The organism is Mycobacterium sp. NGS39 (assembly GCF_059812765.1).
The window spans coordinates 74,683-99,305 of sequence record NZ_JCALDH010000011.1 but is presented as its reverse complement, the minus strand read 5'-3'; the positions used below and the strand labels follow the sequence as shown (position 1 = coordinate 99,305).

The following is a 24,623-nucleotide window of genomic DNA, read 5'->3' as shown; positions in this document are numbered from 1 at the left end:
AGGCGCGGACCGTATCACTGGTAACAACAAAAACAGCGGTCACACGCCGTTGTGAGACCGTATCTGCATGCACGACGAGATCGACCTGACCGACCTCGACCGGTTCGCGGCCGGTTTTCCGTACCACTGGTTCGACGAACTTCGGCGCGTCTCGCCGGTGTGGTTTCATCCGCCGACGCCGCACACGCCGGGCGGCGAAGGGTTCTGGGTGCTCAGCCGCTACACCGACATCGTCGCCGCCGCGGCCGACCCGGCGACGTTCTCGTCGGAGACGGGCGGCGACCGCGAGGGGGGCGGCACGACGCTCGAGGACATGGCGCGCGACTGGGCAATCGGCGTCCTGCTCAACATGATGGACGACCCCCGGCACGCCAAATTCCGCCGGCTGCTGACGCCCAGCGTCGCGCCCAAGACCTTGGCGGCCATCGAGGAAGACCTACGCCGGCGCGCGAGTCAGATCGTCGACGCGGCGGTGGCCAAGGCCGACTGCGACTTTCTGGTCGACGTGGCGGCGGAGTTGCCGCTGCAGGCGGTGGCGCAGCTGGTCGGTGTGCCTCAAGAGGACCGCCACCAGCTGCTGAATTGGGCCAACGTCACCCTGGACTACGACGACCGCGAAGTCGGCGAGGCTACCGCCCGAACCCAGCAGGCGTCCGCGGAGATGTTCGCGTACGGCACGATGCTGCTCGAGCGCAAGCGCCGCGACCCTGCCGACGATCTGTTGTCGGTGGTGTCGCACGGGCTGATCGACGACGAGCCACTGTCCGAGATGGAACAGCACATGTTCTTCTCGCTGATCATCGCGGCGGGCAGCGAGACCACCCGCAACTCGATTGCGATCGGCATGATGGCGCTCAGCGAGCACCCGGAGGCGATGGAAAGGCTGCGCAACGACCGCTCGTTGCTGCCTCGAGCCGTAGAGGAGATTCTGCGGTGGGCGTCCTCGACGCCGTACAACCGCCGCACCGCCACCCGTGACGTCGAGATCGGCGGTCAGCGGATCAAAGCCGGCGACAAGGTCACGCTGTGGTGGGCGTCAGCCAACCGCGACGAATCGGTGTTCGCCGACCCCTACACCTTCGACATCACCCGAAACCCGAACGCCCACTTGGCATTCGGACGGGGTACCCACTTCTGCCTGGGCGCGGCTCTGGCGCGGATGGAGATTCGCGTCGTGTTCGACGCGTTGCTGGACCGCGTCGCCGAGGTGTCACCTGCCGGACCGGTGGAGTATGTCCGCAGCAACAAGCACACCGGCGTGCGGCACATGCCTGTGCATCTGACGCCGCGCTAGCGCAGATGGCGAAGATAGTCGGTCTGGTTCACCAACCGGACCGACGCATTGCCGTCGGGGTAGAACTCGGCGATGGACAGCGACGCCAAATCGAGGTGCAGCCGGTACAGGATGCTGGATTCGGCCCCGAGTGCCAGCTGCAGCATGGTCTTGATCGGCGTCACGTGCGACACCACAAGCACTGTGGCACCGCCGTTTTCGGCGATGATCCGGTCTTTGGCCCGACGAATGCGATGCTGCACGCTAGCGAAGCTTTCGCCGCGCGGCGGGGCGATGCTGGTGTCGCCCAGCCATTTTCGGTGCAATTCCGGGTCGCGTGCGGCCGCCTCGGCGAATGTCAGCCCCTCCCAGGCGCCGAAGTCGGTTTCGATGAGGTCGTCGTCGACCACGACGTCGACGCCGAGCGCCTTGGCCGCGGTGGCCGCGGTGTCGTAGGCGCGCTGCAACGGAGAGGTCACCACGGCGGCGATGCCGCCGCGCTCAGCCAGATACTCGGCAGCCGCTTCCGCTTGGCGCCGACCGATATCAGTCAACGGCGGATTGCCGCGGCCCGAGTAGCGGCGCTGCACCGACAACTCGGTTTGGCCGTGGCGCAGCAACAACATGCGCGTCGGAGCTCCCTGCGCACCGGTCCAGCGGGCAGGAGACGACGACACCGCAGTCTCGTGTGGCTGTCGCGGCGGCGGATCGGTGAGCTCCGCGGCCGCGTCCATCGCCTCATTCGCCAGCCGGTCCGCATGCGAATTCTGTTCCCGCGGAATCCATCTGTACGAGATGGTGTCAAACCGGGCGGCAAGCTCGCGCGCCTCGCGATGCAGCTCGGCTAGATCCGGGTGCTTGACCTTCCAGCGCCCCGACATCTGCTCGACCACGAGCTTGGAGTCCAGTGCCACCTCGACGTCGCGGGCACCCAGCCGCACCGCCTCGGTGAGTCCCGCGATCAATCCGCGATACTCAGCGACGTTGTTGGTGGCGGTGCCGATCGCTTCCTTGATTTCCGCCAGCACGGTCGAGTGATCAGCCGACCACACCACCGAGCCGAAACCGGCAGGGCCCGGATTGCCGCGTGAGCCGCCGTCGGCCTCGACGATCACCTTCATGCGACCCTCAACAGGATCGCCCGGCATTCGGGGCAGCGCAGGACCTCGTCTTCGGCGGCCGCAGAGATGCGGGCAAGTTCGCCGCGGTCCAATTCGATGCGGCACGCTCCGCACCGTCGTCCCTGCAGCAATCCGGCACCCACCCCGGCCGTGGACCGTTGCCGCTCGTACAGCGCCGCGAGTTCGGGATCCAGGCTCGCGACAAGCTGCGCCCTGCGCTGTGCTCGCTCTTCGGCGATTCGGTCGATCTCGGCCAGCGCCTGGTCGCGAGACTGCTGGACGACGCCGAGCTCGGCCTGCCGTCGGTCGATTTCGGCGAGCTCGCGTTTCTGGTCGAGCTGTAGCTCCTCTCGGCGCTCCATCACCTCCAGCAGCGAATCCTCGAGGCTGGCCTGACGGCGCTGCAACGTCTCCAACTCATGCTGTAAGTCGTTGAGCTGCTTGGCATCCGTTCCCGGTGATGCCAGCAGCTTGCGGTCCCGTTCTTCCCGTTGCCGTACCGCTTCGATCTCACCCTCGAAACGACTGATCTGTGTTTGCAGGTCATCGAGCGCAAGCTCCAGTGCGGCGAGGCGATCGTTGGCGCTGCGCTGCTGCGACTGCAGTTCCTCATAACGCTCGATCTCGGGGAGCCGCGAGCGACGGTGCGCGGCGCGTGCCAACTCGGCGTCGATCTCGACGATCTCGGCCAGCGAACGTTGTTGATCCACAGCAGCTTTCATGAACTCACCTCCTCGACGTTCCAAGGGTCGGTGCGAATGTCCGAAACCCCCACGGTCAGCGACTCGCGGAAAGAACTGCGCAATACGTCGGCCGCCTGAGCGCACCACGGGAACTCGCTGGCCCAGTGCGCGACGTCGATGAGTGCGACGTCGGATACCCGACGATGTTCGTCTGCGGGGTGGTGGCGCAGATCGGCGGTGACGTAGACGTCGACTCCGGCGCGAGCCACCGCGTCGAGCAGCGAGTCACCCGCTCCCCCGCAGACCGCCACCCGCGATACCGTCCGGTCCGGATCTCCCGCTGCGCGCACCCCCCACGACGTCGCAGGCAGGCCCCGCCGAACCCGGGATACGAACGCGCGCAACGGCTCTGGGGTGGGAAGCCGACCGGTCCGGCCGAGGCCGACGTCGCCGGGCAGCGGCGCGAGCGCGAACACGTCGAACGCCGGTTCCTCGTACGGGTGTGCGGAACGCATCGCCGACAGCACCGCAGGGCGGGCCGATGCGGGCGCGATCACCTCCACCCGATCCTCGGTGACCTTTTCGACCGATCCGATGCTGCCGATGGCGGGCCTAGCCCCCTCATGCGGCAGGAATTGGCCGGTACCGGTCACGCTCCAGCTGCAGTGCGAGTAGTCACCGATCTGCCCGGCGCCGGCGGCGAACATCGCCGTGCGGACCGCGTCGGCGTTCTCCGGCGGCACGAACACCACCCACTTGTCCAGCGCCGGACCGTCCGACATCGGAGACAGCACGCCGTCCACCTGCACACCGATGGCCTGCGCCAGCGCGTCGGACACCCCCGGCGACGACGAGTCGGCGTTGGTGTGGGCGGTGAACAGTGCGCGGCCGGTGCGGATCAGGGAGTGCACTAGCGCCCCCTTGGGGGTGCTGGCCGCGACGGTGTCGACCGCCCGCAACAGCAGCGGGTGATGCGCCAGCAGCAGGCCGCCGTCGGGTACCTCGGCAGCCACCGCGGGGGTGGCGTCGACGGCGACGACGACGTCGGTCACCACATCGTCGGGGTCGCCGCACACAAGACCCACCGAATCCCACTCCTCCGCGAGCCGCGGCGGATACGCCTGCTCCAGCACGTCGATGACGTCACGCAGAAGCACACTCACGTCAGGATCTCCGCAAGCGCGGCGACCAGCGTTGGCCATTCCGGTCGCACCGCGGCACGCAGGTACTGCCCGTCGAGACCTTCGAAGGTGTCGCAGCGACGCACGGCAATCCCCTTCTCGCGCAGCCGCTTTCGGGCCAAGTGTGCATCAGGGACCTCGAACAGCACGAACGGTGCGTCGCCGTCGATCACCCGCAACCCGGATGCGGTCAGCGCGTCGACCATTTCCGCGCGCATCGCCACCAACCCGGCCGCCGCCTTCGCGGCCTCCATCACAGCGGCTGCGGAGTTGCAGGCCGTCAGCGCCTCGAGTTGTAACGTGCCCAACGGCCAGTGCGGGCGGGTGACGGCCAGCCGCTCCAGCACTTCGGGGGCGCCCAGCGCGTAGCCCACCCGCAGGCCCGGAAGCGCCCACGTCTTGGTCAGGCTGCGCAGCACCACCACGTCGGGCAGCGGCTCACGCGCCAGCGACTGCGGCTCGCCGGGAACGGCATCGGCGAACGCCTCGTCGACCACGACGATCCTGCCCGGCCGGCGCAGGGCCTCGATCAGCTCGCGGCCGTGCAGGACCGCCGTCGGATTGGTGGGGTTGCCGACGACCACGAGGTCGGCCTCGTCGGGCACCACGGCGCCGCGAAGGCCGAACGGCGGGGCCAGCACGACGTGGACGACGGGAACGCCGGCGGCCGTCAGCGCGGCCGCGGGTTCCGTGAACGACGGCGCGATCACCGCGGCAAGACGCGATCGCAAGTTGGCCATCAGCGAAAATGCCTCGGTGGCGCCGGCCAGCAGCATCACCTCGGCGGCGTCGCGGCCGTGCCTGGCGGCTACCGCAGCCCGTGCCGAGTGTTCGTCGTCCTGGCTCGGATACCGGCCCAGATCCGCCAGGCGGGCGGCCAACCGGTCGAGCAACCACGCCGGTGGCGCGGCGCCGCGGACGTTGACCGCGAAGTCCAGCATTCCGGGCGTCGCCGCCTGGTCGCCGTGGTACCGCACAGCAGAAACAGTAGTGCGCGGCGATCAGAGAGAATGGACGGGTGACCGCACGGCCGCAATTGGTGATTGCACTGCGCGAGGTGCTCGGTGTCTGAGCGCTTGCACGTGACGTTCGTGTGCACCGGCAACATCTGCCGGTCGCCGATGGCCGAGAAGATGTTCGCTCATCAGCTTCGCGAGCGGGGCCTGGACGAGCACGTGCGCGTGAGCAGCGCCGGCACTGGCGACTGGCACGTGGGCTGCGAGGCCGACGAACGCGCGAGCCGGGTGCTGCGTGCCCACGGTTATCCCACCGCGCACTGCGCAGCCCAACTCGACGACGACCACCTGGCCGCCGATCTGGTGGTGGCGCTGGGCCGCAATCACGCCCGGATGCTCGCTCATTTGGGGGTGCCGAGCGAACGAATCAGGCTGCTGCGCTCGTTCGACCCGCGGTCGGGCGCGCACGCGCTGGACGTCGAGGATCCGTACTACGGCGCGCACGCCGACTTCGAGGAGACGTTCGAAGTGATCGAGGCGTCGCTGCCCGGCCTGCATGAGTGGGTCGACCAACAGTTGGCCACGCGGGGCGTGAGGCGCTGATGCGACGCTGGGCGTTCGTTTTCCGGCCGGGTTGGCTTGTGCTGGCCGTGGTGGTCGCGGCGTTCGCCTACTTGTGCTTCACCGTCTTGGCGCCGTGGCAGCTGGGCAAGAACACCAAGACGTCGCGTGAGAACAACCAGATCGCGGCCTCGCTGAAGGCGGACCCGGTACCGCTCAATTCGGTTCTGCCGCAGGCAGATTCGGCGCAGTGGCGACGCGTGACGGCAACCGGCCACTACGTGGCCGACAAGACGGTGCTCGCGCGCCTACGAGTGGTCGACGGGCAGCCGGCGTTCGAGGTGCTGACACCCTTCGCCGTCGACGGCGGACCTGTCGTCCTGGTGAATCGCGGCTATCTGCGGCCGCTGGAAGGCTCGCGGGTGCCGCCCATTCCTGCTGCGCCCCCGACACCGGTGACCATCACGGCTCGGCTGCGTGATTCGGAGCAGCGAGCCGACAAGGCGCCGATCGTCGAAAGCGGTCTGGCTCAGGTGTATTCGATCAACACACAGCAGGTGAGCGAGCTGACCGGGGTCGCGTTGGCGGCTCCGTACCTGCAACTCGTGGAGAACCAGCCGGGCGGACTCGGCGTGCTGCCGCTGCCGCATTTGGATGCCGGACCGTTCTTGTCGTACGGGATCCAGTGGATCGCGTTCGGGATTCTGGCGCCGATCGGATTGGGCTACTTCATTTATGCGGAGGTCCGGCAGCGTCGACGGGAAAGCTCGGAACAGCGGACGGCGCCGGTGACGGCTGAGGAGAAACTCGCCGACCGCTACGGCCGCAGGCGCTGACAGAGCCGGTCGATACGGCTCGCGCCGGCCACCGCCAAAAGCGCCGCAGCCGTCTGCACCATCCGCGACAATCGGATCGCGCGGCGCAGGTCCGGTACGCCGGGCGGTGCCCCGTCACCGAGGACGGGCCGGATGTCGAGTCCGTGCGGATAGCGGGTAGGGCCACCCAGCCGTATTCCGAGCGCGCCGGCGAACGCCGCTTCCACCACACCTGCGTTGGGGCTCGGGTGCCGGCCGGCGTCGCGTCGCCAAGCCCGCACGGCGCGCGTCGGCGATCCACCGGCCAACGGAGCGCATACGACGACGAGCGCCGCGGTCACCCTGGCGGGGATCATGTTGGCGAGGTCATCTAATCGGGCTGCGGCCCAACCGAATTGAGCATAGCGGGGCGAACGGTAGCCGATCATCGCGTCGAGTGTGTTGACCGACCGGTAGAGCAGCGCACCGGGCAGCCCGCCGAGGGTTGCCCAGAATAGCGGCGCGACATGCGCGTCAGATGTGTTCTCCGCCAACGATTCCAACGCCGCGCGGGCCAGCCCGTCGCGGTCCAGAGCTTCGGGGTCACGACCGCACAGCGACGGCAGGAGGTGGCGTGCGCCCCGGAGGTCACCCCGCTCCAGCGTCCCGGCCATCTGCGATGCCGTCCGCAGCAGCGACGTTCCGCCGAGCGCCGCCCAGGTCGCAGCGGCGGTCGTCGCACACCTGACCCGGCCCGCCAGGGTGTCGACGGTCAGGCCGACTACCGCTACCGCGCCGAGCAGCAAGCTGACGTGCGCCACCCCGGCCCAGCGCGCATCGCGGTAGGTGACACCCTCCAAAGCCGCCGCGGTTGCACCGAACCCTGCGACCGGATGGAGACGCTGTGGGTCGGCGAACACCAGGTCCGCGAGCCAGCCGGCGGAGATGCCGACGGCCTTGTGCCCAAACATTCCGGCAGCGTCTCACATCGTGGTGTACTACTTTTTGTGAAGCGCCGCCCGCAGCGAGTCGCCGATTTGTTGAACCCCGCCGCATTGCTGCTGCCGGCGGCGAACGTGGTCATGCAGCTGTCGGCGCCGGCCGTGGGCTACGGGCTGCTGGAGAGTCCGGTCGACTCTGGCAACGTGTACAAGCATCCGTTCAAACGAGCCCGCACCACGGGGACTTATCTGGCGGCGGCGACCGTCGGCACCGATGAGGACCGCGAGGTGATCCGGCGCGCCGTCGACACCGCCCACGCGCAGGTGCGCTCTACGAAGCAAAGCCCGGTGCGCTACAACGCTTTTGACCCCAAGCTGCAACTGTGGGTAGCGGCGTGCCTGTACCGCTACTTCGTCGATCAGCACGAGTTTCTGTACGGGCCGCTCGACGACGACGCCGCCGACGCGGTGTACCGCGACGCCAGACGGCTCGGCACCACGTTGCAAGTGCCGGAAAGCATGTGGCCGGCGGACCGGGCCGCGTTCGACGAGTACTGGAAGCGTTCGCTGGACGAGCTGAGGATCGACCCGCCAGTGCGCGAGCACCTCTACGGCGTGGCCAGTTTGGCCTTTCTGCCCTGGCCGCTGCGAGTAGTCGGCGGTCCGCTGAACCTGTTCGCCACCACCGGCTTTCTGCCCCCTGAATTCCGGGCTCACATGCGGTTGCCGTGGAGCGCCGCGCAGCAGCGCCGGTTCGAACTGCTGCTGACCGGACTGCGGTTGGCGGACAAGGTGATTCCGCGGCGGCTGTGGCTGCTGGGCTATCAGATGTATCTGCGGGACATGCGTTCTCGGCACAGAAAGGGTCGGCGTGTTGTCTAGTTTTCCGGGTCTCGCGCACGTCGCGCTCACCGTCAAGGACATGAAAGTCAGTGGTCCCTGGTATCGACGGCTGCTCGATGCAGAGCCGGTGCTCGACGAGCACACCGACGCCGGATTCCGGCACCTGGTGTGGCTGCTCGACGGCGGCACGCTGCTGGGCATCCACCAACATGAGCGCGGCGTGCCCGACGAGCGGTTCACCGAGTTCCGGGTCGGCTTGGACCATGTCGGCTTCGGTGTGGCCGATCGCCGTGAACTCGAGAAGTGGATGGAACGGCTCAACCAGCTCGGAATCAGCCACGGCGGGATCGTCGACGCCGGCTACGGATCCGGGTTGAGCTTCCGTGACCCCGACGGCATAGCCCTGGAGTTCTTCGCTCCGCCGGCAGCTCGGTAGTCGGTGACCTCGTCGACACTGCGCACAGATCGCGTTGCAGCGATGAACCGCGCTCTACGCGCAGGCTCGATGACAAGCGAGCCGGGTAACGTCAGTCCATGCCATTGCGTCACGTCGACCCCACCCCGCCCGACACCGCGCTCAGACGCGCGCTGAACAACTTTGCGCGTTCGTCGGCCGGTCAGTTCCTCGCACGAAACATTGCGTCGAAAACTGACCCGTGGCTCAGCCGCGTCACCAAGGGTCGGGTGAGCTGGGGCATGTTCAACGTGCCGTCGGCAACCCTCAAGACCAGAGGCGCCAAGACCGGCCAGCCGCGGCAGACGCAACTGGCCTACTTTCACGACGGCGACGACGTGATCGTGGTCGCGTCGAACTACGGGCGCGACAAGCATCCGCAGTGGTACTACAACCTCAAAGCGCATCCCGAATGCGAATTCGGCGGGGAGGCGTTCCGCGCTGAGGAGGTCACCGATCCCGCCGACTACGAACACCTCTACAGGCTCGCCGAGCAGTACTACGAAGGCTTCGCCGACTACAAGGCGAAGACGGCACAGGTAGGCCGGACCATTCCGATCTTTCGGCTGACTGCCGCCTAGTGGTCTAAGTGGGCGCGGACGGTATCGAACCGCCGACCGCTGGTGTGTAAAGGGACCGGAGAAAGTGAACATGCGTTCTACGGTGTCCAGGACGTCCAGGTCAGCGCCGTGGACGTGTCCGACTGATGCCGCCGTGTCCACAGTGTTTCGCCGTGTCTTGGCAACTTGGCGGCAACACGACGAACGGGTGTTCGGGGCCGTTCAGGCAGCGGGCAGGCCCGCGCTCTTGGCGGTCCACAGGTCGGCCCGCTGCCAGGTGTGACCGCATTCCGCGCACTGGTATTTGCACAGCGCCCAGCGCCCACGTCCGGCGGTCACCGCGTAGGGCTCGGTCAGCGTAGCGGCGCGGATGGGGCTCTCGGCGTGGTGGCCGAGCGGGTTGCACTTCGGGCAGTAGTCCACCGCCCAGCGTTCGGCTGTCGTCGTCGTCGTTGTTGTCGTCATTTCGGGCTCCCTCGGGTCGTGCTGTCGTTGGGTGAGGTCAGACCCGTGGTTGTTGGCAGCGCGGGTAGTGCAGAAGGTCAGGCGGGGGCGGGTTGCTTCGGGGCGATCGGCGGCACCGACCGGGAGCCCGACCGGAGACTGGCGAGCTGCACGCTGGTAAGCCCGCCGCCGTCGGTGACGCCGAGCGCGGCGAGCACGTCGTCGTGGCGGACCTCGCCGCTGCGGCGCAACTGCTGAGCCAGAGTGATCACCGCTGGCCAGCAGCGCTCCAGCAGCGGCACGACGTCGCGGGCGCTGTGATCGCCGGTCGCGCTCGCGGCGGCGGCGGCGACCAGTGAACGCTCGTCCTTGTAGCCACAGGTGCCGAGCACCGCGTACAGCTCGCGCTGGCTCGGGCGGCGACCGCCAGCGCGAAACTTGGCCTGGCCGTAAGAGCCGGAGTAGGCGACCTCGGCCTTGCGGTATTCGGGGAAGTCATCGGGCTCGAAGCGGGTCATGCCCTGATTGCCGATGATCCGGCCACTGGCGACGACGGCAGAGCGCAGCCGCGCGCCGTAGACCACTCCGGCGACGGCGTGCGCGGCTTCGTGGACGCACAATTCGAGGTGCTCGCGCTTCTTGGCGGGGAGGTCGGCCAGGGTGAGCGGCTTGCTTCGGGTCATCGGTGTGCTCCTTCTAGTGGTCGGTGCGAGACATCGCCCGGTGTTGGATCGACGCCGGGACGGCGGCGCGGTACACAACGCGGGCCACCACCGCCCCGACGCCGATCCGCAGTGAGCGGAGTTGAGTCATTGTCGTGAAACACCTTGTGGCGCAATCGCTCCCGCGCCTTGCGCTGCTTGGCGTCAGCCCGCGCCGCCGCCGCGTCGAGGTAGCGGTCCAGGCACGGCGTGCACGTATAGCCGTGCACGCTCCCCCGCCACAGCCAGGTCGGACCGCCGCACACCCGGCAGAGCGGCCCGTCGTAAGCATCGGGCTCGGCGTTGTCGAGGGTGGCGGTCGCGGTAGTCATGGCGTCACCGTGGCCGCGCCGATCGCGGCCTCGTAGCCGACCAGGACGCTGCGCTCCGCCACAGCGGCGAAGATGTTCGCGCGCTCGTCCATCGCGGTCCTGACCTGGGCCGCGTCGCGCCAGCCGAACAGCGGCGCGCTGGTGGCGACCATCGTGGCTCCGAGCCCCGCCCGATAGCCGCCGTCGAGGATCAGGGTGTGCCCGGCGGGGGTGAGCCACTTCGCGCCGGACTTGGTGACCAGGTGCTCGCCGACCAGGACCGGCAGCCACTCCGGCGAGAGGTGAACGAAGCCCACCGCGTTGGCCTCGGCGAACTTGCCTTCGAGGTGGGCGAGCGCGGTCACCACGTCATCGACCACCTGGGGTGCGGCATCGGTGAGCAGGCGGTCGGCGAACTGGCGGGCCACCATCACCGACTCGCGCATCCGCAGCGTTTGCGCCGCCCGCTGCTCGACCTCGGCCCGGCTGGGCGCGGTCAGGTCGCAGGAGTCGAACGCCCACACCACGATCGGGTCGAAGGGGTCGAGCCCGTCGGCGCGCGCGCCGTCCTTGCGAGGACCGTCGAGCTGCGGCGGTGTGCACCACGGCGCATCCCAGACGCCCGAGGATGCCGCGCCGCCGAAGTTGCCGACCGGGCGCACCTCCACGCCAGTCAAGTGGCGGCTGGCCTCCTCGGCGGCGACGTCGGTCCACACCACATTCGGGTAGAGACCGCCGGGCGCAGGATTCTGCACCGGCGGCTCGAAGCGGACGGGGGCGAGCACGGGCGCGGTCATAGGGAGACTCCCAGCGATTCGAGTTCGGCGCGCGGATCAGCGGGCGCGGCGGGCGCGGGTGTCGGGCGCGCTTCGTCGCGGTCCAGTCGCCGCTCCAGCGCCAGGGCGGCGCGGTCGATGGTTTCCCACAGCAGCCGGTCGAGCCGTTCGGAACGGCTGGTCTGGCCGCGAAGTTCGTTGGCACCGGGCGGCCAGGACCGGGCGAGCATGTCGGCCAGCGGGGCGTCGAGCCCGTCGGCCAGGGCGACGAGCTGGCCCACCCAGGAGCCGTCGGCCAGCGCCGCGTTGTCGATCTCGGGCAACGGCGGGCGCGGGGCGAGGTCCACCAGAGTCGTGATCGCGTAGCGGCGCTTGCCCTCGTCGTCGGCCAGGTGCGCAGTGCGACGGCGAGCATCGACCTCGGCGAGCCAGCCGACGACGACGCCGACCGCTTCGTGGACGGCTTCGGCCAGCCAGGGCACCGAGGCCAGGCCCGAGCAGTGGTTGAAGCGTGCGGGCCGGTCGGCGGCGGTGATCCGGCAGGCCAGCGGCTCGCACACCTCGGCGATCTCGCGGGCCAGGCTGAAGTCGCCGCCGTTGGTAGTCAGCTTGCCGATCCGGCGGCGCTGGCGGTTCTCGGCTTGGGTGTACCGGCGCGGCGGTCGGTGCGCGGCGGCAGCGCTCGCGGAGTAGGTCCGGTTCTGGGCGTTGATCATGCTGACACCGCTTCGGGCTCGGTCTGCGCTTCGGAGTCGATCTGGTCGAGCAAGTCGTCGGCACGCTCGGGGCTCAGGCCCATGTCGCGGATCAGGAAGCTGCGCGTGCGCCAGAACGCCAGCGCCGCCTTGCACTCCTCGACGCGGGGGCCGTCGGTCTCGCCCCGCGACGCCAGCGCGCCGAGGCGGGCACGCCAGCCAGCCATCGAGCGCGTGCGCGGATGGGCGGCAATGTAGTCCTGGGTCGCTGTCGTCACGACCCCAGTCTGACACTTAAGGGTGCAAGCTACCTAACACCGGAAGCAGCTCGGCGTGTCCGAAACTCGTTGCGAGGCAATCAGTTTCCCGACTTTGGTGGGCAACTCATGCCGTCAGTCCAGCGTTCACACCGCCCGCAGCGGATAGCCGTGGTACGGGCAGCGCCGCTGTGCGAGCACTCCTGGCACCGAGCCCGCCGAGTCGGCGAACAACGGGCTCAGATGCCCGCAGCGCCCGCACTCCTCGCACCCGCGAACGTCGACCTTGCCGAGGGCGTAGAGCGTCGCCATGCGGGGCGACAAATGCGCCAGCACAGCCTCGACGTCGGCCTCGGACATCGGGCGCTCGATGCCCAAGCAACGGTGACAGCCACAGCCGCGCCCGTGGCTGTCGGCCTTCTCGGGCTCGGCCATCAGGAACGCGCGCAGCTCCTCACGCCCGCCGCGCGCGAGGTTGCCCGCCTTGTCCCCATACAGACAGCGGGGGTCGTGGTGACACACCGCCACGTCGGTGGGGTCGGGGCTGCACGGCGTCTCGGTCACTATCGACCACCGATCGTGCGACGCATCCACGCGGGCGGCGGCGGCAACGTGCCCTCGCGGGCACGGCGCTTGATGTCGCCCATCGAGACGACGTGCAGCAGACCGACGGAGTGCACCAGCACATCGTGGGCGATGACCGCCGCTGCGATGCAGTCCGGCTGGTGTTGTGTGCCCTGCCAGTGCACCGCCTGGCCCTCGAAGCTGTCGAGGTGCCCGACCAGCCGCACTGTGCCGTTCTCCAGCCCGGCGACCAGCTTCGTGCTGCGGACCAGCGCGTCACCGCGCCCCCGCCCAGTGGTGTCGCGCTTCGGTGGCCAGGACGTGACACGAATCGGGTGCGGCAGCCGGTAGCGGCGCAGCGTGCTGTTGACCACCGACGTATAACCCTCGCGCGCGGTGAACGTCTCGATGGCGATCTCGCTGGCCCCGGTGTCGATGGCCAGCTCGACCGCCGCCCGCGCCCAGCGTTCCGGCGTCATCGGCTCGCTGATGTCGCGGTGGATGGCCACCACGCCGTCGCGGGTCAGGCTGGCCGCGACGATGCCCGCCGCGTCGCCGTGGCCGCTGTCGCTCGGATCGACCGCCACGACAGTGCGCAGCGGCGCGACCGGCATCGCCGGGAGACGCCACTGGTCCAGCCACTCGCGCCGGATGACGTTGCCCTCGGGCGAGGCCGGGACGCCCTGAAACTCTGCGTACCAGGTCCGCTCGCCGACCGAGCGGCGCAGGTCGGCGAAGTGCTCAGGGGTCCGGCCCACCGCGCTGGTCATCGCCTGGCCGACGGGCCGGTCAAGGGAATCGGGTATCCCGGCCTCGGCGATCGCCGGAACGCTGATGTGCGTCCACCGCTCCGGCTCCTCGGCGAGCAGCGTGCCGATCAAGTCCTGGGGGTGCCAGCGCACACCGATGATGATCACGCTCGCGCCGGGGTGAATACGGGTCATCAGGGTCGAGCGGAACTCATGCAGCACGCGGCGGCGATGCGTCTCGGAGTCGGCCTCCTGGGCGTTCTTCACGATGTCATCGAGGACGAGCAGGTCAGCGCCCTGGCCGGTGACTCCGGCCATGAGGCCGGTCGCCAGCAGCCCGCCGCGACGCCCGGCGATCCGCCACCGCCCCACAGCCTGCCGGTCGTCGGCCAGGTGGATGCCGAGGGCGTCGCCGTGCTCGGCGATCAGGGCGCGGGCGCTGGCGCTGTGCTCCTGCGCCAGGCTGTCGGCGTAGCTCGCCAGAATCACCTCGGTATCGGGATCGGACGCCAGCGCGAACACCGTGCCGAGAACGGCGACCGTGGTCGACTTGGCCTCACGCGGCGGCACCGAGACGATCAACCGCCCATCAGGCTGCTTGATTGTCTCGGCGAACGCCTCACCGATCATCGAGACCGTCGGGGTCATGCGGTAGCGGGTGCCCATCAGCCGCCGCCCGAGCGCGGTCGGGGTCGTCGGCATTCGGCGGGCGCGTTGCTGGGCGATGTGCTCGGCCTCGGCCAGGGCGCGCGCGGCGGTCTCGGTGTCGGCGAACATGAAAGCTCCTGACCTGGCGTTTCGCATCGTCATCGGCGACCCGCTTGCTCGGGTCACCAGCGGTCACCGGATATATGGCTAACGTTTTGCAAGTCCTTGAGCTGCGCAGATAGATGCTCAGGCAAACGCCGGCAACGGTCCGGCCTGACCCCGAGTTGCCGACATGGCACCAGCGCGCGGGGGTAAAAGCCGTTGCGGCGGATGGTCATTCGTCCGGCCACAGCACCTCACCGGGCCGGTATCCGGCGCGGCGCTCGGCGGCGGCACGCTGCCGCTGGGAGGCGGTCGGCGCGGCCAGGCTGCGGCGCTGCTGTAGCACTCGCTCGCCGAGGTATCCCCGAGTTTTCATCAGCTCCTCGAAGGACATCTTGACGGCGTACGTCGAGCCGTAGAGGTGCTCGCGGCGCGGCGGTGCAGGCTCGGGCGGCGCAGCCTCGGGCGCGGCGACCAGCTCGGAGGGGGCGATCGGCTCGGTGCTCTTGGCTGCTGTGGCCCGGCTGCGGAGGCGGTCGAGCAACTGGCGTCGCTGCGGGTTATCGGTCATCGGTCTGGTCCTCTCGCTGTTCGCGGCGGTATCGCTCGATCACTGCCAGCGCGGCCTCCTCGGCCTCGGCCATCACCTCGTCGGGAACATCGGCGAAGGGGTCAACCTCCGCGTCAGTGTCGGCGCTGGCGTCGTCCTCGGTCGGCGAGGCCGGTTCCGCGCCGGTCTCCCGACGCCGCTGGACAGCGAGCCACTCGGTCAGCTCGGCGGCGCTCAGGCCACCGTGGCCAAGCACCTGGCGGGCCAGGTCGGCGTGGACGCTCCACAACGGATCAGTCGGCCCGTCGCATCGACCGAACACCTCGCGGATGCGGGCGGCGGCTCGGTCGGCCATCATGTCGGCGGTAAGCCTGCCCTCCGACACCTCGATCATCAACACAGCCACCGCCTCGGCAGCAGCGACGTCGGGGGCGGGACGCGCCGGGGCGGTCACCGGACCACTTCGGCGTCGATGACCTCGGCAGCCGACGCCAGCGCGGCAGGCTGGCCACCGCTGCTCACCGCAGCCGCAGCCGCCGACACCTGGCGCAGCCACTCAACGGTCGCCGCCGAGGGCGCGGCATCCACGGCGACGTTGACGTTGGTCGGCGCGTAATACCCCGAAGCCTTGGCCAACTGGTCGTCTATGCGATCAACGGCCTTGGACAGTGCCGCCACCGCATCCGCGTCCTCGGCCTTCTCGGCGAGGGCGAGCTGGCGCGAGACCCGAGCCCGCAGCCGCACCTTCCCGTCGATCCACTTGCGGCGAGCGATGTTCGACGGGTCGGGCGTGGTCTCGGCCAGGTGCCGATTGACGGCCTTCTGGGCACCCGAGCGACCACGGAAACCAAGCTCGTCGGCGATCTCGGCCCAGGTGTGCCCGTCCAGGTGCATCTCGTACGCCTTGGCCGCACGGGCGCGGCTGTCGCGGTGGCGCGGAGGCTGCCGCCGGGCAGTGGTGTTCATGCAGGCCACTGTACCCACTTTGTTGACAGTTCTTGCCGAATGTTGTTGCGCGCGTTGACAATCCCTACAAAGTCGGGAAACTCGTTTGTAGTCGGTTGTTGGTCGATTCGGCCGTGGACGACACCGCCCGGCGCGACGTTGGGGCGGGCTCCGTCGCCTGGCTGCGCGCAGCGGTGGGGCGGTGTCATCGACCCCCGACAGCCCACATAACCGACATAACCGACATAACTACCTGTTCTCCCCCACTGTGTAGATACACCCCCATTTCTCTCCTCACGCGATAGAAGAGGTGGTTATGTTGGTTATGTTGGTTATGTGAAATTCAGCTAATCCGCGGATGGTGTTCTAGCTGCCCCGATCCGCCGCACCGCTAACGCGCTCGACGGTGCGGGTTACCTGGTTATGTGCTGGTTATGTGGCGACCGAAGTTGGTTATGTGACCGCCAGTGACCGCGCGCGGGTGCCGCCGACGGCGCGACGCCCCCGCCCCGACGTCGCCACCGCCCACATAACCGACTGTGGCGGCGACATAACCAACTGTCGCCGCCACATAACCAACTGCCGGGCGCACCGCCCACGACCCGCGTCAGCCGGTCTTGCGGGGCCTTTGCCAGGGGTCGCCGTCGGCGACGTCGCTGCTGTCGGTCGAGGCGCGCCGCACGGTCTCGATGCCGCCGAAGCGGTCAGCCGCCATGTAGGACGTCTCCGCCCCGACGATGCCGTACACGACGCGCCGGGCCTTGCCGCCGGGCGTGCTGGGCTTCTGGCCGGGGGTGACCACGCCACCGTCGGGCGTCGTGATGCCCAGCGTTTTCAGCGCGCGCCGGAAGGCGACCTTGGACATGTGCTGGCCGGTCTTGCTGCTCCCGGTCCACTTGCCCCACACGTAAAACAGCGCGTCCTCGTCCACGACGGCGCATCCGCACCCGCGATGCTGGTGTTTGTCGGCCCTGCCCAGCTCGGCGCACTCGGTGATGAACTGGAGCACGTTCGACGTGGCCAGCGCCAGCTCGTCGGCCATCTCCTCGGCGCGGGCGGGCCGGGCGAACTGGCCCCCGGCGGCGTTGAGCAGCCGCAACCCCTCCACCGCCCACCGCAGCACCAGCGCCAGCTCGTCGGGGTCGCCCGCGATCAGCTTGCCCAAGTCCTTGATGTCGTCAGCGGTGTCCCTGATGGCCACGCTCGTCTCCAGCATCAGCATCCGGTCCTTGAGCGCGCCTGTGTGGTCGCTGAGGTTGGGCAGGGTGTTGCTGACGCCGTGGAAGCGCAGCGGCAGCCGCCCGGTGATCTCGCGGCGGTTCTTGCGCGGGATGCGGATGCCGGGGTCACCGCCGGTGATCGCCAGTAGCCGGTTCATCGCCAGGCTGGAGTCGCGCGGGTTGAACCGCGCATCGTTGATGAACGCCAGCGCCGCTCCGGTCTCGTAGGCGTCCTCCAGGCCCCACTTGTCGTTGAGGCCCTCCAGGCCGATCTCGACCGTGTTGCCGATCAGCGCGTCGAGCACTCGGGTGATCTGGGATTTGCCGCTGCCGGGCTCACCAAACATCCATAGGAATTTCTGCAAGTCGGTGCGCCCGCTGATCACGTAGCCGAACCACATCTGAGCGAGCAGCATCGAGCCTGGGTCATCGCCCCACTGGGCGCGCAGCATGCGCAGCCAACGACTGTCGGCGTACGGGTCAGCGCGGTGGTCGTAGTCGGCCTCGATGCGCGTCAGGGAGAACCACAGCGAGGTGTTGGAGCTGACGTGGCCGGTCTCCAGATCGAGCAGACCGTTGCGCACTAGCACCCGCGTGCCGCCGGAGTAGACGCCGTGGCGGTGACCGTAGATGTCGGCCAGTTCGCGCGGCGCGGTGCCCGTCCCGCCGCTAAGCTTGTCGGCCAGGGCGTTCTCCACCTGGATCAGGCCGCGATCGTCGGGGTTCCACCACTTGAGCGAATACTCGTTGCCGTCCTTGAGCTGGCGGACCTTGACGTACCACAGCTTCTCCAGCACCTCGCGCAGCCGCCCGCGCATCCACTCGGGGTCGGTGTGGGCCACCCAGCGCGGCGGATCGCCCTTGCCGGGGCGCTCGTAGCTGTACCAAACCTGGTCGATGCGGACCAGCATCGGCATCCACGCGCGGCGGCGGCGGTTCGGGCTGCCGGGAGGCGGCGGCATCAGCCTGCGGCTGCTGAACTTCTCGCGGACCAGCCAGTGCGCGACCGCCGTGGGCGCTTGGGGCGGCGCGATCACCTTGCGGGCCAACACCTTGTCCTGCTCGTCGGCGTTCAGGGTCTTGAAGATCGACTCCGGCACCCCACAGATGCGCTTCTCAGCCGCAGACGTCGCGGCGGCGTCCAGATCGGGGTCGGGAATGTACGCGGCCCGCAGAAACTCATCGTCGGGGTCGGTGTCGCCGCTCGCCTCGGCGAACGCGCGGACCTCCTTGCGGGTCGGCAGAGCCACGCCCCTGTCGACCAGCGCCTCGGCCACCATGTCGGTCGGCACGACCGGGATGTCGCACAGCCACGGGTCGCGGTCCGGCTGGCCGGTGTGCGGGTCGATCAGGTCTCGTCCGTGATAGATCGTGTCGCGCAGCCAGTCTGCGATCAGCTTGGCGCGACCGTCGGGCACTACGGCGCTCAGCGCAGTGGCGGGCTCGACGCCGAGCAGCACCGCCAGGTGCTCCCCCGCCATGCGCTCGGCGTGCTCCGGCTCCTGGCCGTCGTTGTCGGTAAGCTGGTCACTGTCGTTGGGCATGGCGGTATGTCCTCGCTTCGGTGGTAAGTCGCCCCGGTCCGGTGTCGTTGTCGGGCCGGGGCGCACTGCGTTTTCGGGGTCGGTCAGTCCTCGCCAAGCACCCGCAGCAGGCTTGCGGACTTGACCCGAACGCGCTTCTCCCCCAACGTGATCGCGTCGAGTTCCCCGGTGCGAGTGAGCTGGTAGGCGTAAGCCCGGCTGATGCCGAGCAATTGCGCGGCCTGCTCGACGCTGACGGTCGGGTGCACGCGCAGATAGTCGACGGTGACGGGTCCGCGCCGGATGACCGGGCACGCCGCCCGTCCCGGCGCGGTGGGCGACGTTGTGGTCGTGGTGGTTGTCATGGCGTCCACTATGGGTCGAATTGTTGATAATTGCCACAGCATTCGGTTATCGTCTTTGTGTGCCCAGTGATAACCCCGACAAGGGCGGGAATGACCGCCCTGGCCCCGACGCGATCAAAGGTGACGTGATGGCCGACGCCATCCGGCGCGTGACCGGCGAGCCCGGCAGCACCGACGGCCTGATCGAGATTCCGCTGGTCGGTCACCGCCACCACTACCGCGTGCGGATCGACAGCAGCGGGCCAGCGCCGCGCCTGGTCGAGCTGCACCTGATCAGCGACGACGCCGCCGACATCGACCCCGACACGATCCGGCAGATACCTGTCCGGCGGCTGGCCAAGGCGGCGGCGCGGTTCATCGCGTTGACCGAGCACGGCGTCGCGCTGGCCGGTGACGTCTACGACCCGACCGACCTGCGACGTCCAGACATCGAGCCGCCGAACCGGCGAAAGCTCGATGACGCCCACTACCGCCAGGTGGCCAAGCTGCTGCTGTGGGCGCGCGAGATTGGCGAGTCGCCGCGCGAATATGTGGCCGACCAACTCGGCAGCCCGCTGCCCACCGTTGACCGCTGGATCAAACAGGCCAAGCAGCGCGGTTTCCTGCGGCGCGACTGGGCCACCGCCGTCGACCCCACCAACTGACCCGTACCCGCGCCGACCAACGACCACGACCCGAGGAGTCTCGACCACATGAGCACCGACAGCCAGCCCGAGCGGGCCAGCACACCGACCGCCAAGCGCACCCGGCGAGCTGAGCCGATCAACACGCACACCGCCAAGAACGGCACGGTGACCTACTGGTTCCAGCTCGACCTCGGCACCAAGCCCGACGGCTCACGCGACCGGCGAAAGTTCACCTACCGCACCAAGACCGAGGCGCGGAAAGAGTTGCGCCGCATCGCTTCCGAGGTGTCGGCAGGTACCTACAACCGCCCGACCGCCGTCACCGTCGAGCAGGCGTGCGAGGCGTGGCTGGCCGGTCGGCGCGGCATACGTCACGTGACGAAATACGGCTATTTGATGGACCTCAAGCCCGTTGTCCGCCACCTCGGCGGGCGCAAGCTCCAGGCCCTTACCAAGGCCGACGTCGATGGCCTGGTGTCGTGGATGCTCACCGAGGCCCGCACCGATCACCGCCACTACCAGACCGACAGCCTGGCCGGTCGCGTGGTCGCGCTGGTGGCCGAGCACCCCGACGGGATCACCGCCGCCGACCTCGCCGCCGCGCTCCCCGGCGATGTGCACTCGGCGCTGTCGGCGCTGCTGCGGACTGGCCGGGTGACCCGCCCCCGGCGCGGGGTCTACGCGCCTGCACAGCCCGACACCGCCGCCGCCAGCGAGAAGCGCGGCCTGGCACCGCAAACGGTCCGGTCCAGCTTGACCACGCTCGGAATGGTCGTCCAGAGCTACGTCGATCAGGGCGTGCTGGCGCGCAATGTCGTCGCGCTGGCAGACCGCCCGAAGGACCGCGACGCCGACGACGCCGACGGCCAGGACGACGATAGCGACGTCGAGCGCGCCTGGACCCTGGCCGAGGCCGAGACGTTCCGCGCGGCGGTGGCCGATGATCGGCTGTTCGGGCTGTGGCTGTGCTCGCTCTACGGGATGCGCCGTAGCGAAGTAGTCGGATTGCGGTGGAGCGCGGTCGATCTCGACAGCGGCACGCTGCGCGTGCGCAAGGGCCGGGTGACCGTCGGCGGCGCGACCGTCGAGGACGACCCGAAGTCCAAGCGGTCCAAGCGCACGCTACCGCTGCCCGCCGATGTGACCGAGGCGCTGCGGGCTCTGCGTCAGCGCCAGCGGACCGAGGCCCTGGCGCTCGGCGTCGGGTGGTCCGACGATCGCCTGGTGGCCGCGCGCGAGGACGGCACACCGATCCGGCCCGAATGGTGGTCTGATGCGTTCGACCGACTGCGCGAGCGCGCGGGGCTGCGCCGGATCACGTTGCACGGCCTGCGGCACACCAGCGTCAGCCTGATGTTCGACCGTGGCGTCGCGCCCCATGTGGTCGCCGCCTGGCACGGGCACTCGCCCGAGGTGGCGTTGCGCATCTACACCCACGTCAAGGCTCCCGAGCTGCACGCGGCGGGGTCGGCGCTGTTCGGTTGAACCCCCCGATGATCTGAACTCCGCAGTCGGTCACGCGGCGCGGAAGGCCCAACTCGTCAGCGCTTGTCCATACGATGCCGATATGTCCACTGCCTCGTCCAGCGGCGACACCACACCCGTCGAACCTCCACGGCCTGGCTTCCACGAGCGTGATGCGGCGACGCTTGCCGAGGAGGCTGCGCTCGGCGAACAGGGGCAACGTCTGATCGAACGGGTGCAGGACTTCTACCGACAAATCTTCGAGCTGGTAGAGGACGAAGCCTGGCCGGATGATCCGGTCGGCCCGCTCGGCACTCAGTGGCGTGGTGTCGGGAGTGCCCAATCGACGTACTACTTGATGAACGTCGCAAACGTGCTCTACCAACTGATGGCAAACGCCTCCCCTGGCGTCGGCAGGACGCTCACCCAGAGGCTCCGCACGGTGCTGCGCCCACCTGACGATCACGCTTACGAGGAGGCGTTGATCGAGCTGGAGGTGGGCGGCGTCGTCGCATCGCGAATTACCCCTGTTCTGCTCGAACCATTGGTGCCGGACACCTGGAGACCAAGCCACGGTGACCAACCAATGTCCCCCGACTACGGAGTCCGGGTGCCCGAAGGGTTGGTCACCGTCGAGGTCACGGTGTGGCATTGGGAGGCCTACGCCGCTTGGCACCGGATGAACGAGACCATCCACACCGCGCTGTCGTCGCGGATGATGAAGCGCGGCATCGCCCGAAACGTCCGCATCGAGCTGCCCATTGGGTCACCGCAGGATGTGGTCAAAGACCTGTGGAGCCATGAGTTCTGCGACCAGGTGTGCGACAACGAATTCGGCGAGATCGTTACCACCGACGAAGCAGCACCGCGACCGATCAGAGCGACGTGGCGTCCGATGCTCCACTTCCCGGACCCTGACAACATCGACTGGGAACCCGTCGCGGCCAATGGCGGTCCGCCGTTTGCGGCAGGGCCGCACGTCGGGCAGATGTTCGGTTACGCCGTGAATCCATGCATCGGCGACGACGACCACACCGCTGCACTGGAATCGCTACGCCGGTCCATCGACCGGAAGAAGCGCCAACGCGACCCCAACGCACCGCACTTCATCGCCATTGCATCGACATTCCCCAGGATCGCGGTCGGGCCAAACGAGTTCGCGAACACCTGGGACGTCCTCGGCCCGCTCATCGAGGAGCGACTGTGGCCGAACCCCCGGTGCAATTGGTTGTCGGGCGTCCTCCACGTCAGAACTAGCCGCGTGGCCCCGCCGAATCAGCTTGCCTATCGCCTCGACTACAACCCGAACCCGAACGCCACGATCCCCGAGCCGGAGACCTTTATGCGAGCGCTGACCGGTGAGGCCGAGTTCCACTCGATGTGGCAGCGCCCGAGGCGACCGGAGGCCACAGCGCCGCCGCATCAAGGCGGTGCATGAACCCCGTTGGCAACTCCTTGGCAACTTGGCCACCTGTCGGACGCGCATCCGACCATCGCTTGCGCACGATCAGCACCGCTGACCTGCAATAACCTTGGTGGGCGCGGACGGTATCGAACCGCCGACCGCTGGTGTGTAAAACCAGTGCTCTACCACTGAGCTACGCGCCCCGTGCCGGGAGGCTACCGGCTGCGCCGTCGGTGTGGAAATCCGCTCGCTCGTCATCGACGACCGAGCGCTAACGCCCGCCCAACACCGGCGTGTCGCCGTACAAACCCGCACGCTCGCCGAAGGGAGGGCGGGATGTCACGACGGCAGGGCCGCCAGTGCTTCCTTCCACAGCCTTTGGTCGCGCGGCTCGCCCGGCTGCTTCATTTCCGCGAACCGAATGATCCCTTCCCGGTCGACCACGAAGGTGCCGCGGTTGGCAAAGCCGGCGTCCTCGTTGAACACCCCGTAGGCCTGCGCCACCGCGCCGTGCGGCCAGAAGTCCGACAGCACCGGGAAGGTGTAACCGCTTTCGGTCGCCCAAACCTTGTGCGTCGGAGGCGGTCCCACCGAGATCGCCAGCGTCTGCACATCGTCGTTCTCGTAATCGGGCAGATGATCGCGGATCTCGTCGAGCTCGCCCTGACACACACCGGTGAACGCCAGCGGGAAGAACACCAACAGCACGTTTTTGCGACCGCGGAAGTCCGACAGCGTCACCGGCTGCTGATTCTGGTCGCGCAAGGTGAAGTCAGGCGCAGAAGTGCCTACCTCAAGCACTAGCGTTTCCCCGCCCGTGACTTCGGCTGCACCAGCCGGCTTGCGCTCCAGTCGCCGAGGTTCGCCGAGGACGTCTGCATCAGACCGGCCGTCGGAGCCGATTCGGCGATCTCGGCCGGCACCACATGACCCGGTTTGCCGGTCTTGGGCGTGAGCACCCAAATGATGCCGTCATCGGCCAGCGGCGTGATCGCATCCATCAACCTGTCCACCAGGTCACCGTCACCGTCGCGCCACCACAGCAACACGACGTCGACAACCTCGTCTGCGTCCTCGTCGAGTAGCTCAGAGCCACAGGCCTCCTCGATGTCGGCACGGATGTCGTCGTCGACGTCCTCGTCCCACCCCAACTCCTGAACAACCTGATCTTTTTGGATGCCCAGCCTGCGGGCGTAGTTCGGGGCGTCACCCGCCGCCACCACCGTCGAGACCTCCTCAATACGCGAGCCCTGTCCGCCCTATCGTCGCACGCCAGGCCGCAGCGCCCTAGCATCATCGGCCAGTTTGCTCAGCGCGAACCGCCGCAGGTGTCCAGCGCGATCTCGTTGGCATTGTTGAACCGGTCGACTTCGGCGTTGAATTCCTGCTGGCCATAGCGTTCGGCGATGGCCTTGGCGACCGCGCGGGTGGCGTCCACCCAGGCCGTGAACGCGTGGTGCATATGAGGCAACAGCGCGGAATTGAGAGTGCTCGCCACCTTGTCCGCGCCGCCATTGAGTGTGTCGACGGCGGCCTGGCCCTTCGCGACCACGTCCGCCTCGTTGCGCGTGGCCACCGCGTTGACATACGCGTTGATGGCCGTCACGGCGTCGACGCTGGTGCCACTGAGCATTTCGCACGCATTGGCTACGGCCTCGGCGGTCATCGACTCCTGTCGAGTGGACTCTCGCTCGCTCGCCGATGCCGCCGCCTGCGACGACGACTCCGCCACCCAGCTGCGATAGCTGCGGGCGTCGGCGCTGTCGACGGTCGGTTCTCCGCGCGTCATCGTGGTGCAGCCGACCACCACCATGACCGCCGTGGCAGTCAGCCCGGACGCCAGAGCACCGACTCGCCATCGCCGCATCGCGCGGACCCCCGCCACAGCGGTTGAGGTTACCGGCTGGTGCC

30 protein-coding genes and 1 tRNA gene are annotated in these 24,623 nt (G+C 68.5%); 9 read left to right on the top strand and 22 right to left on the bottom strand.

Translation table 11 applies throughout. The features are described from left to right. Window positions 1–67: 67 nt before the first annotated feature. Window positions 68–1,294 carry a cytochrome P450 gene (locus AC5Y39_RS16430; protein WP_500019676.1) on the top strand — a complete coding sequence of 409 codons (1,227 nt, stop codon included), beginning with the start codon at window positions 68–70 and terminating at the stop codon, window positions 1,292–1,294. Here AC5Y39_RS16430 and AC5Y39_RS16425 read toward each other — a convergent pair. Genes AC5Y39_RS16425 through cobC form a run of 4 tightly spaced genes read right to left on the bottom strand, consistent with a single transcriptional unit; the run spans window position 1,291 to window position 5,235 of the window. After that, window positions 1,291–2,394, bottom strand: a complete 1,104-nt coding sequence (locus tag AC5Y39_RS16425; RefSeq protein WP_500019674.1) for a bifunctional RNase H/acid phosphatase — start codon at window positions 2,392–2,394, stop codon at window positions 1,291–1,293. The genes AC5Y39_RS16430 and AC5Y39_RS16425 overlap by 4 nt on opposite strands. Beyond that, complete coding sequence (locus tag AC5Y39_RS16420; protein ID WP_500019672.1) at window positions 2,391–3,116, bottom strand: zinc ribbon domain-containing protein; 726 nt, start codon at window positions 3,114–3,116, stop codon at window positions 2,391–2,393. Before AC5Y39_RS16420 ends, AC5Y39_RS16425 begins: the two co-directional genes overlap by 4 nt. Further along, entirely contained in the window at window positions 3,113–4,240 is a 1,128-nt protein-coding gene (locus AC5Y39_RS16415) for a Nif3-like dinuclear metal center hexameric protein (RefSeq protein ID WP_500019670.1), read from the bottom strand. Before AC5Y39_RS16415 ends, AC5Y39_RS16420 begins: the two co-directional genes overlap by 4 nt. Beyond that, on the bottom strand, window positions 4,237–5,235 hold the full coding sequence (gene cobC, locus AC5Y39_RS16410; RefSeq protein ID WP_500019668.1) for an Rv2231c family histidinol phosphate aminotransferase CobC: 999 nt from the start codon (window positions 5,233–5,235) through the stop codon (window positions 4,237–4,239). The genes AC5Y39_RS16415 and cobC overlap by 4 nt, the downstream gene beginning before the upstream one ends. Before the next feature lie 87 nt (window positions 5,236–5,322). Between cobC and AC5Y39_RS16405 the strand changes: the two genes are divergently transcribed. Then, window positions 5,323–5,817 (top strand): low molecular weight protein-tyrosine-phosphatase, encoded by a 495-nt coding sequence (locus AC5Y39_RS16405; protein ID WP_500019666.1) that lies wholly within the window; start codon window positions 5,323–5,325, stop codon window positions 5,815–5,817. Further along, complete coding sequence (locus AC5Y39_RS16400) at window positions 5,817–6,611, top strand: SURF1 family cytochrome oxidase biogenesis protein (RefSeq protein ID WP_500019664.1); 795 nt, start codon at window positions 5,817–5,819, stop codon at window positions 6,609–6,611. Before AC5Y39_RS16405 ends, AC5Y39_RS16400 begins: the two co-directional genes overlap by 1 nt. Here the strand turns inward: AC5Y39_RS16400 and AC5Y39_RS16395 are convergent. Continuing rightward, entirely contained in the window at window positions 6,593–7,540 is a 948-nt protein-coding gene (locus tag AC5Y39_RS16395; RefSeq protein ID WP_500019662.1) for a cobalamin biosynthesis protein, read from the bottom strand. The two genes, AC5Y39_RS16400 and AC5Y39_RS16395, sit on opposite strands and share 19 nt — an antisense overlap. Window positions 7,541–7,576: 36 nt before the next feature. On the opposite strand from AC5Y39_RS16395, the gene AC5Y39_RS16390 reads away from it, so the two are divergent. From AC5Y39_RS16390 to AC5Y39_RS16380, 3 genes are all read left to right on the top strand, one after another. Further along, window positions 7,577–8,392, top strand: coding sequence for an oxygenase MpaB family protein (locus AC5Y39_RS16390; RefSeq protein WP_500019660.1), 816 nt, complete (start codon window positions 7,577–7,579; stop codon window positions 8,390–8,392). Then, window positions 8,385–8,789 (top strand): VOC family protein, encoded by a 405-nt coding sequence (locus AC5Y39_RS16385; RefSeq protein ID WP_500019658.1) that lies wholly within the window; start codon window positions 8,385–8,387, stop codon window positions 8,787–8,789. The genes AC5Y39_RS16390 and AC5Y39_RS16385 overlap by 8 nt, the downstream gene beginning before the upstream one ends. Window positions 8,790–8,887: 98 nt before the next feature. After that, a complete protein-coding gene (locus AC5Y39_RS16380) occupies window positions 8,888–9,388 on the top strand; it encodes a nitroreductase/quinone reductase family protein (protein WP_500019656.1) in 501 nt (166 codons plus the stop codon). Between the two features lie 201 nt (window positions 9,389–9,589). Here the strand turns inward: AC5Y39_RS16380 and AC5Y39_RS16375 are convergent, their stop codons facing one another. From AC5Y39_RS16375 to AC5Y39_RS16315, 13 genes are all read right to left on the bottom strand, one after another. Then, window positions 9,590–9,832, bottom strand: a complete 243-nt coding sequence (locus AC5Y39_RS16375) for a hypothetical protein (RefSeq protein ID WP_500019654.1) — start codon at window positions 9,830–9,832, stop codon at window positions 9,590–9,592. A 77-nt stretch (window positions 9,833–9,909) separates the two neighbouring features. After that, window positions 9,910–10,494 (bottom strand): hypothetical protein, encoded by a 585-nt coding sequence (locus AC5Y39_RS16370; protein WP_500019652.1) that lies wholly within the window; start codon window positions 10,492–10,494, stop codon window positions 9,910–9,912. Beyond that, complete coding sequence (locus AC5Y39_RS16365) at window positions 10,491–10,844, bottom strand: hypothetical protein (protein ID WP_500019650.1); 354 nt, start codon at window positions 10,842–10,844, stop codon at window positions 10,491–10,493. Before AC5Y39_RS16365 ends, AC5Y39_RS16370 begins: the two co-directional genes overlap by 4 nt. Beyond that, on the bottom strand, window positions 10,841–11,620 hold the full coding sequence (locus tag AC5Y39_RS16360) for a hypothetical protein (protein ID WP_500019648.1): 780 nt from the start codon (window positions 11,618–11,620) through the stop codon (window positions 10,841–10,843). Before AC5Y39_RS16360 ends, AC5Y39_RS16365 begins: the two co-directional genes overlap by 4 nt. After that, window positions 11,617–12,315, bottom strand: coding sequence for a hypothetical protein (locus AC5Y39_RS16355; protein WP_500019646.1), 699 nt, complete (start codon window positions 12,313–12,315; stop codon window positions 11,617–11,619). The genes AC5Y39_RS16360 and AC5Y39_RS16355 overlap by 4 nt, the downstream gene beginning before the upstream one ends. Further along, the gene (locus AC5Y39_RS16350; protein ID WP_500019644.1) at window positions 12,312–12,572 is read right to left on the bottom strand and encodes a hypothetical protein; all 261 of its coding nucleotides are present in this window, start codon (window positions 12,570–12,572) and stop codon (window positions 12,312–12,314) included. The genes AC5Y39_RS16355 and AC5Y39_RS16350 overlap by 4 nt, the downstream gene beginning before the upstream one ends. Window positions 12,573–12,698: 126 nt before the next feature. After that, entirely contained in the window at window positions 12,699–13,115 is a 417-nt protein-coding gene (locus AC5Y39_RS16345; protein WP_500019642.1) for a hypothetical protein, read from the bottom strand. Next, entirely contained in the window at window positions 13,115–14,641 is a 1,527-nt protein-coding gene (locus AC5Y39_RS16340; RefSeq protein ID WP_500019640.1) for a terminase large subunit domain-containing protein, read from the bottom strand. Before AC5Y39_RS16340 ends, AC5Y39_RS16345 begins: the two co-directional genes overlap by 1 nt. Window positions 14,642–14,846: 205 nt before the next feature. After that, complete coding sequence (locus AC5Y39_RS16335) at window positions 14,847–15,185, bottom strand: hypothetical protein (protein WP_500019638.1); 339 nt, start codon at window positions 15,183–15,185, stop codon at window positions 14,847–14,849. Next, window positions 15,175–15,618 carry a flagellar hook-length control protein gene (locus tag AC5Y39_RS16330; protein ID WP_500019636.1) on the bottom strand — a complete coding sequence of 148 codons (444 nt, stop codon included), beginning with the start codon at window positions 15,616–15,618 and terminating at the stop codon, window positions 15,175–15,177. The genes AC5Y39_RS16335 and AC5Y39_RS16330 overlap by 11 nt, the downstream gene beginning before the upstream one ends. Further along, complete coding sequence (locus tag AC5Y39_RS16325; RefSeq protein ID WP_500019634.1) at window positions 15,615–16,130, bottom strand: hypothetical protein; 516 nt, start codon at window positions 16,128–16,130, stop codon at window positions 15,615–15,617. The genes AC5Y39_RS16330 and AC5Y39_RS16325 overlap by 4 nt, the downstream gene beginning before the upstream one ends. A 586-nt stretch (window positions 16,131–16,716) precedes the next feature. Further along, window positions 16,717–18,873 carry a hypothetical protein gene (locus AC5Y39_RS16320; RefSeq protein ID WP_500019632.1) on the bottom strand — a complete coding sequence of 719 codons (2,157 nt, stop codon included), beginning with the start codon at window positions 18,871–18,873 and terminating at the stop codon, window positions 16,717–16,719. Window positions 18,874–18,956: 83 nt separating this feature from the next. Next, window positions 18,957–19,217, bottom strand: coding sequence for a helix-turn-helix domain-containing protein (locus AC5Y39_RS16315; RefSeq protein WP_500019630.1), 261 nt, complete (start codon window positions 19,215–19,217; stop codon window positions 18,957–18,959). A gap of 59 nt (window positions 19,218–19,276) precedes the next feature. On the opposite strand from AC5Y39_RS16315, the gene AC5Y39_RS16310 reads away from it, so the two are divergent. From AC5Y39_RS16310 to AC5Y39_RS16300, 3 genes are all read left to right on the top strand, one after another. Continuing rightward, the gene (locus AC5Y39_RS16310; RefSeq protein ID WP_500019628.1) at window positions 19,277–19,861 is read left to right on the top strand and encodes a hypothetical protein; all 585 of its coding nucleotides are present in this window, start codon (window positions 19,277–19,279) and stop codon (window positions 19,859–19,861) included. Between the two features lie 48 nt (window positions 19,862–19,909). Then, entirely contained in the window at window positions 19,910–21,328 is a 1,419-nt protein-coding gene (locus AC5Y39_RS16305; RefSeq protein WP_500019626.1) for a tyrosine-type recombinase/integrase, read from the top strand. An 82-nt stretch (window positions 21,329–21,410) separates the two neighbouring features. Further along, complete coding sequence (locus AC5Y39_RS16300) at window positions 21,411–22,745, top strand: hypothetical protein (RefSeq protein ID WP_500019624.1); 1,335 nt, start codon at window positions 21,411–21,413, stop codon at window positions 22,743–22,745. 95 nt (window positions 22,746–22,840) lie between these two features. Here the strand turns inward: AC5Y39_RS16300 and AC5Y39_RS16295 are convergent. The 4 genes from AC5Y39_RS16295 to AC5Y39_RS16280 form a co-directional block, all read right to left on the bottom strand. Beyond that, window positions 22,841–22,915, bottom strand: a tRNA-Val gene (locus AC5Y39_RS16295). 136 nt (window positions 22,916–23,051) lie between these two features. Further along, window positions 23,052–23,513 (bottom strand): peroxiredoxin, encoded by a 462-nt coding sequence (locus tag AC5Y39_RS16290; RefSeq protein WP_500019622.1) that lies wholly within the window; start codon window positions 23,511–23,513, stop codon window positions 23,052–23,054. Beyond that, a complete protein-coding gene (locus AC5Y39_RS16285) occupies window positions 23,513–23,935 on the bottom strand; it encodes a DUF3052 domain-containing protein (protein ID WP_500019621.1) in 423 nt (140 codons plus the stop codon). The genes AC5Y39_RS16290 and AC5Y39_RS16285 overlap by 1 nt, the downstream gene beginning before the upstream one ends. Window positions 23,936–24,021: 86 nt before the next feature. After that, the gene (locus tag AC5Y39_RS16280; RefSeq protein ID WP_500019619.1) at window positions 24,022–24,597 is read right to left on the bottom strand and encodes an Rv2240c family protein; all 576 of its coding nucleotides are present in this window, start codon (window positions 24,595–24,597) and stop codon (window positions 24,022–24,024) included. Window positions 24,598–24,623 lie beyond the last annotated feature (26 nt).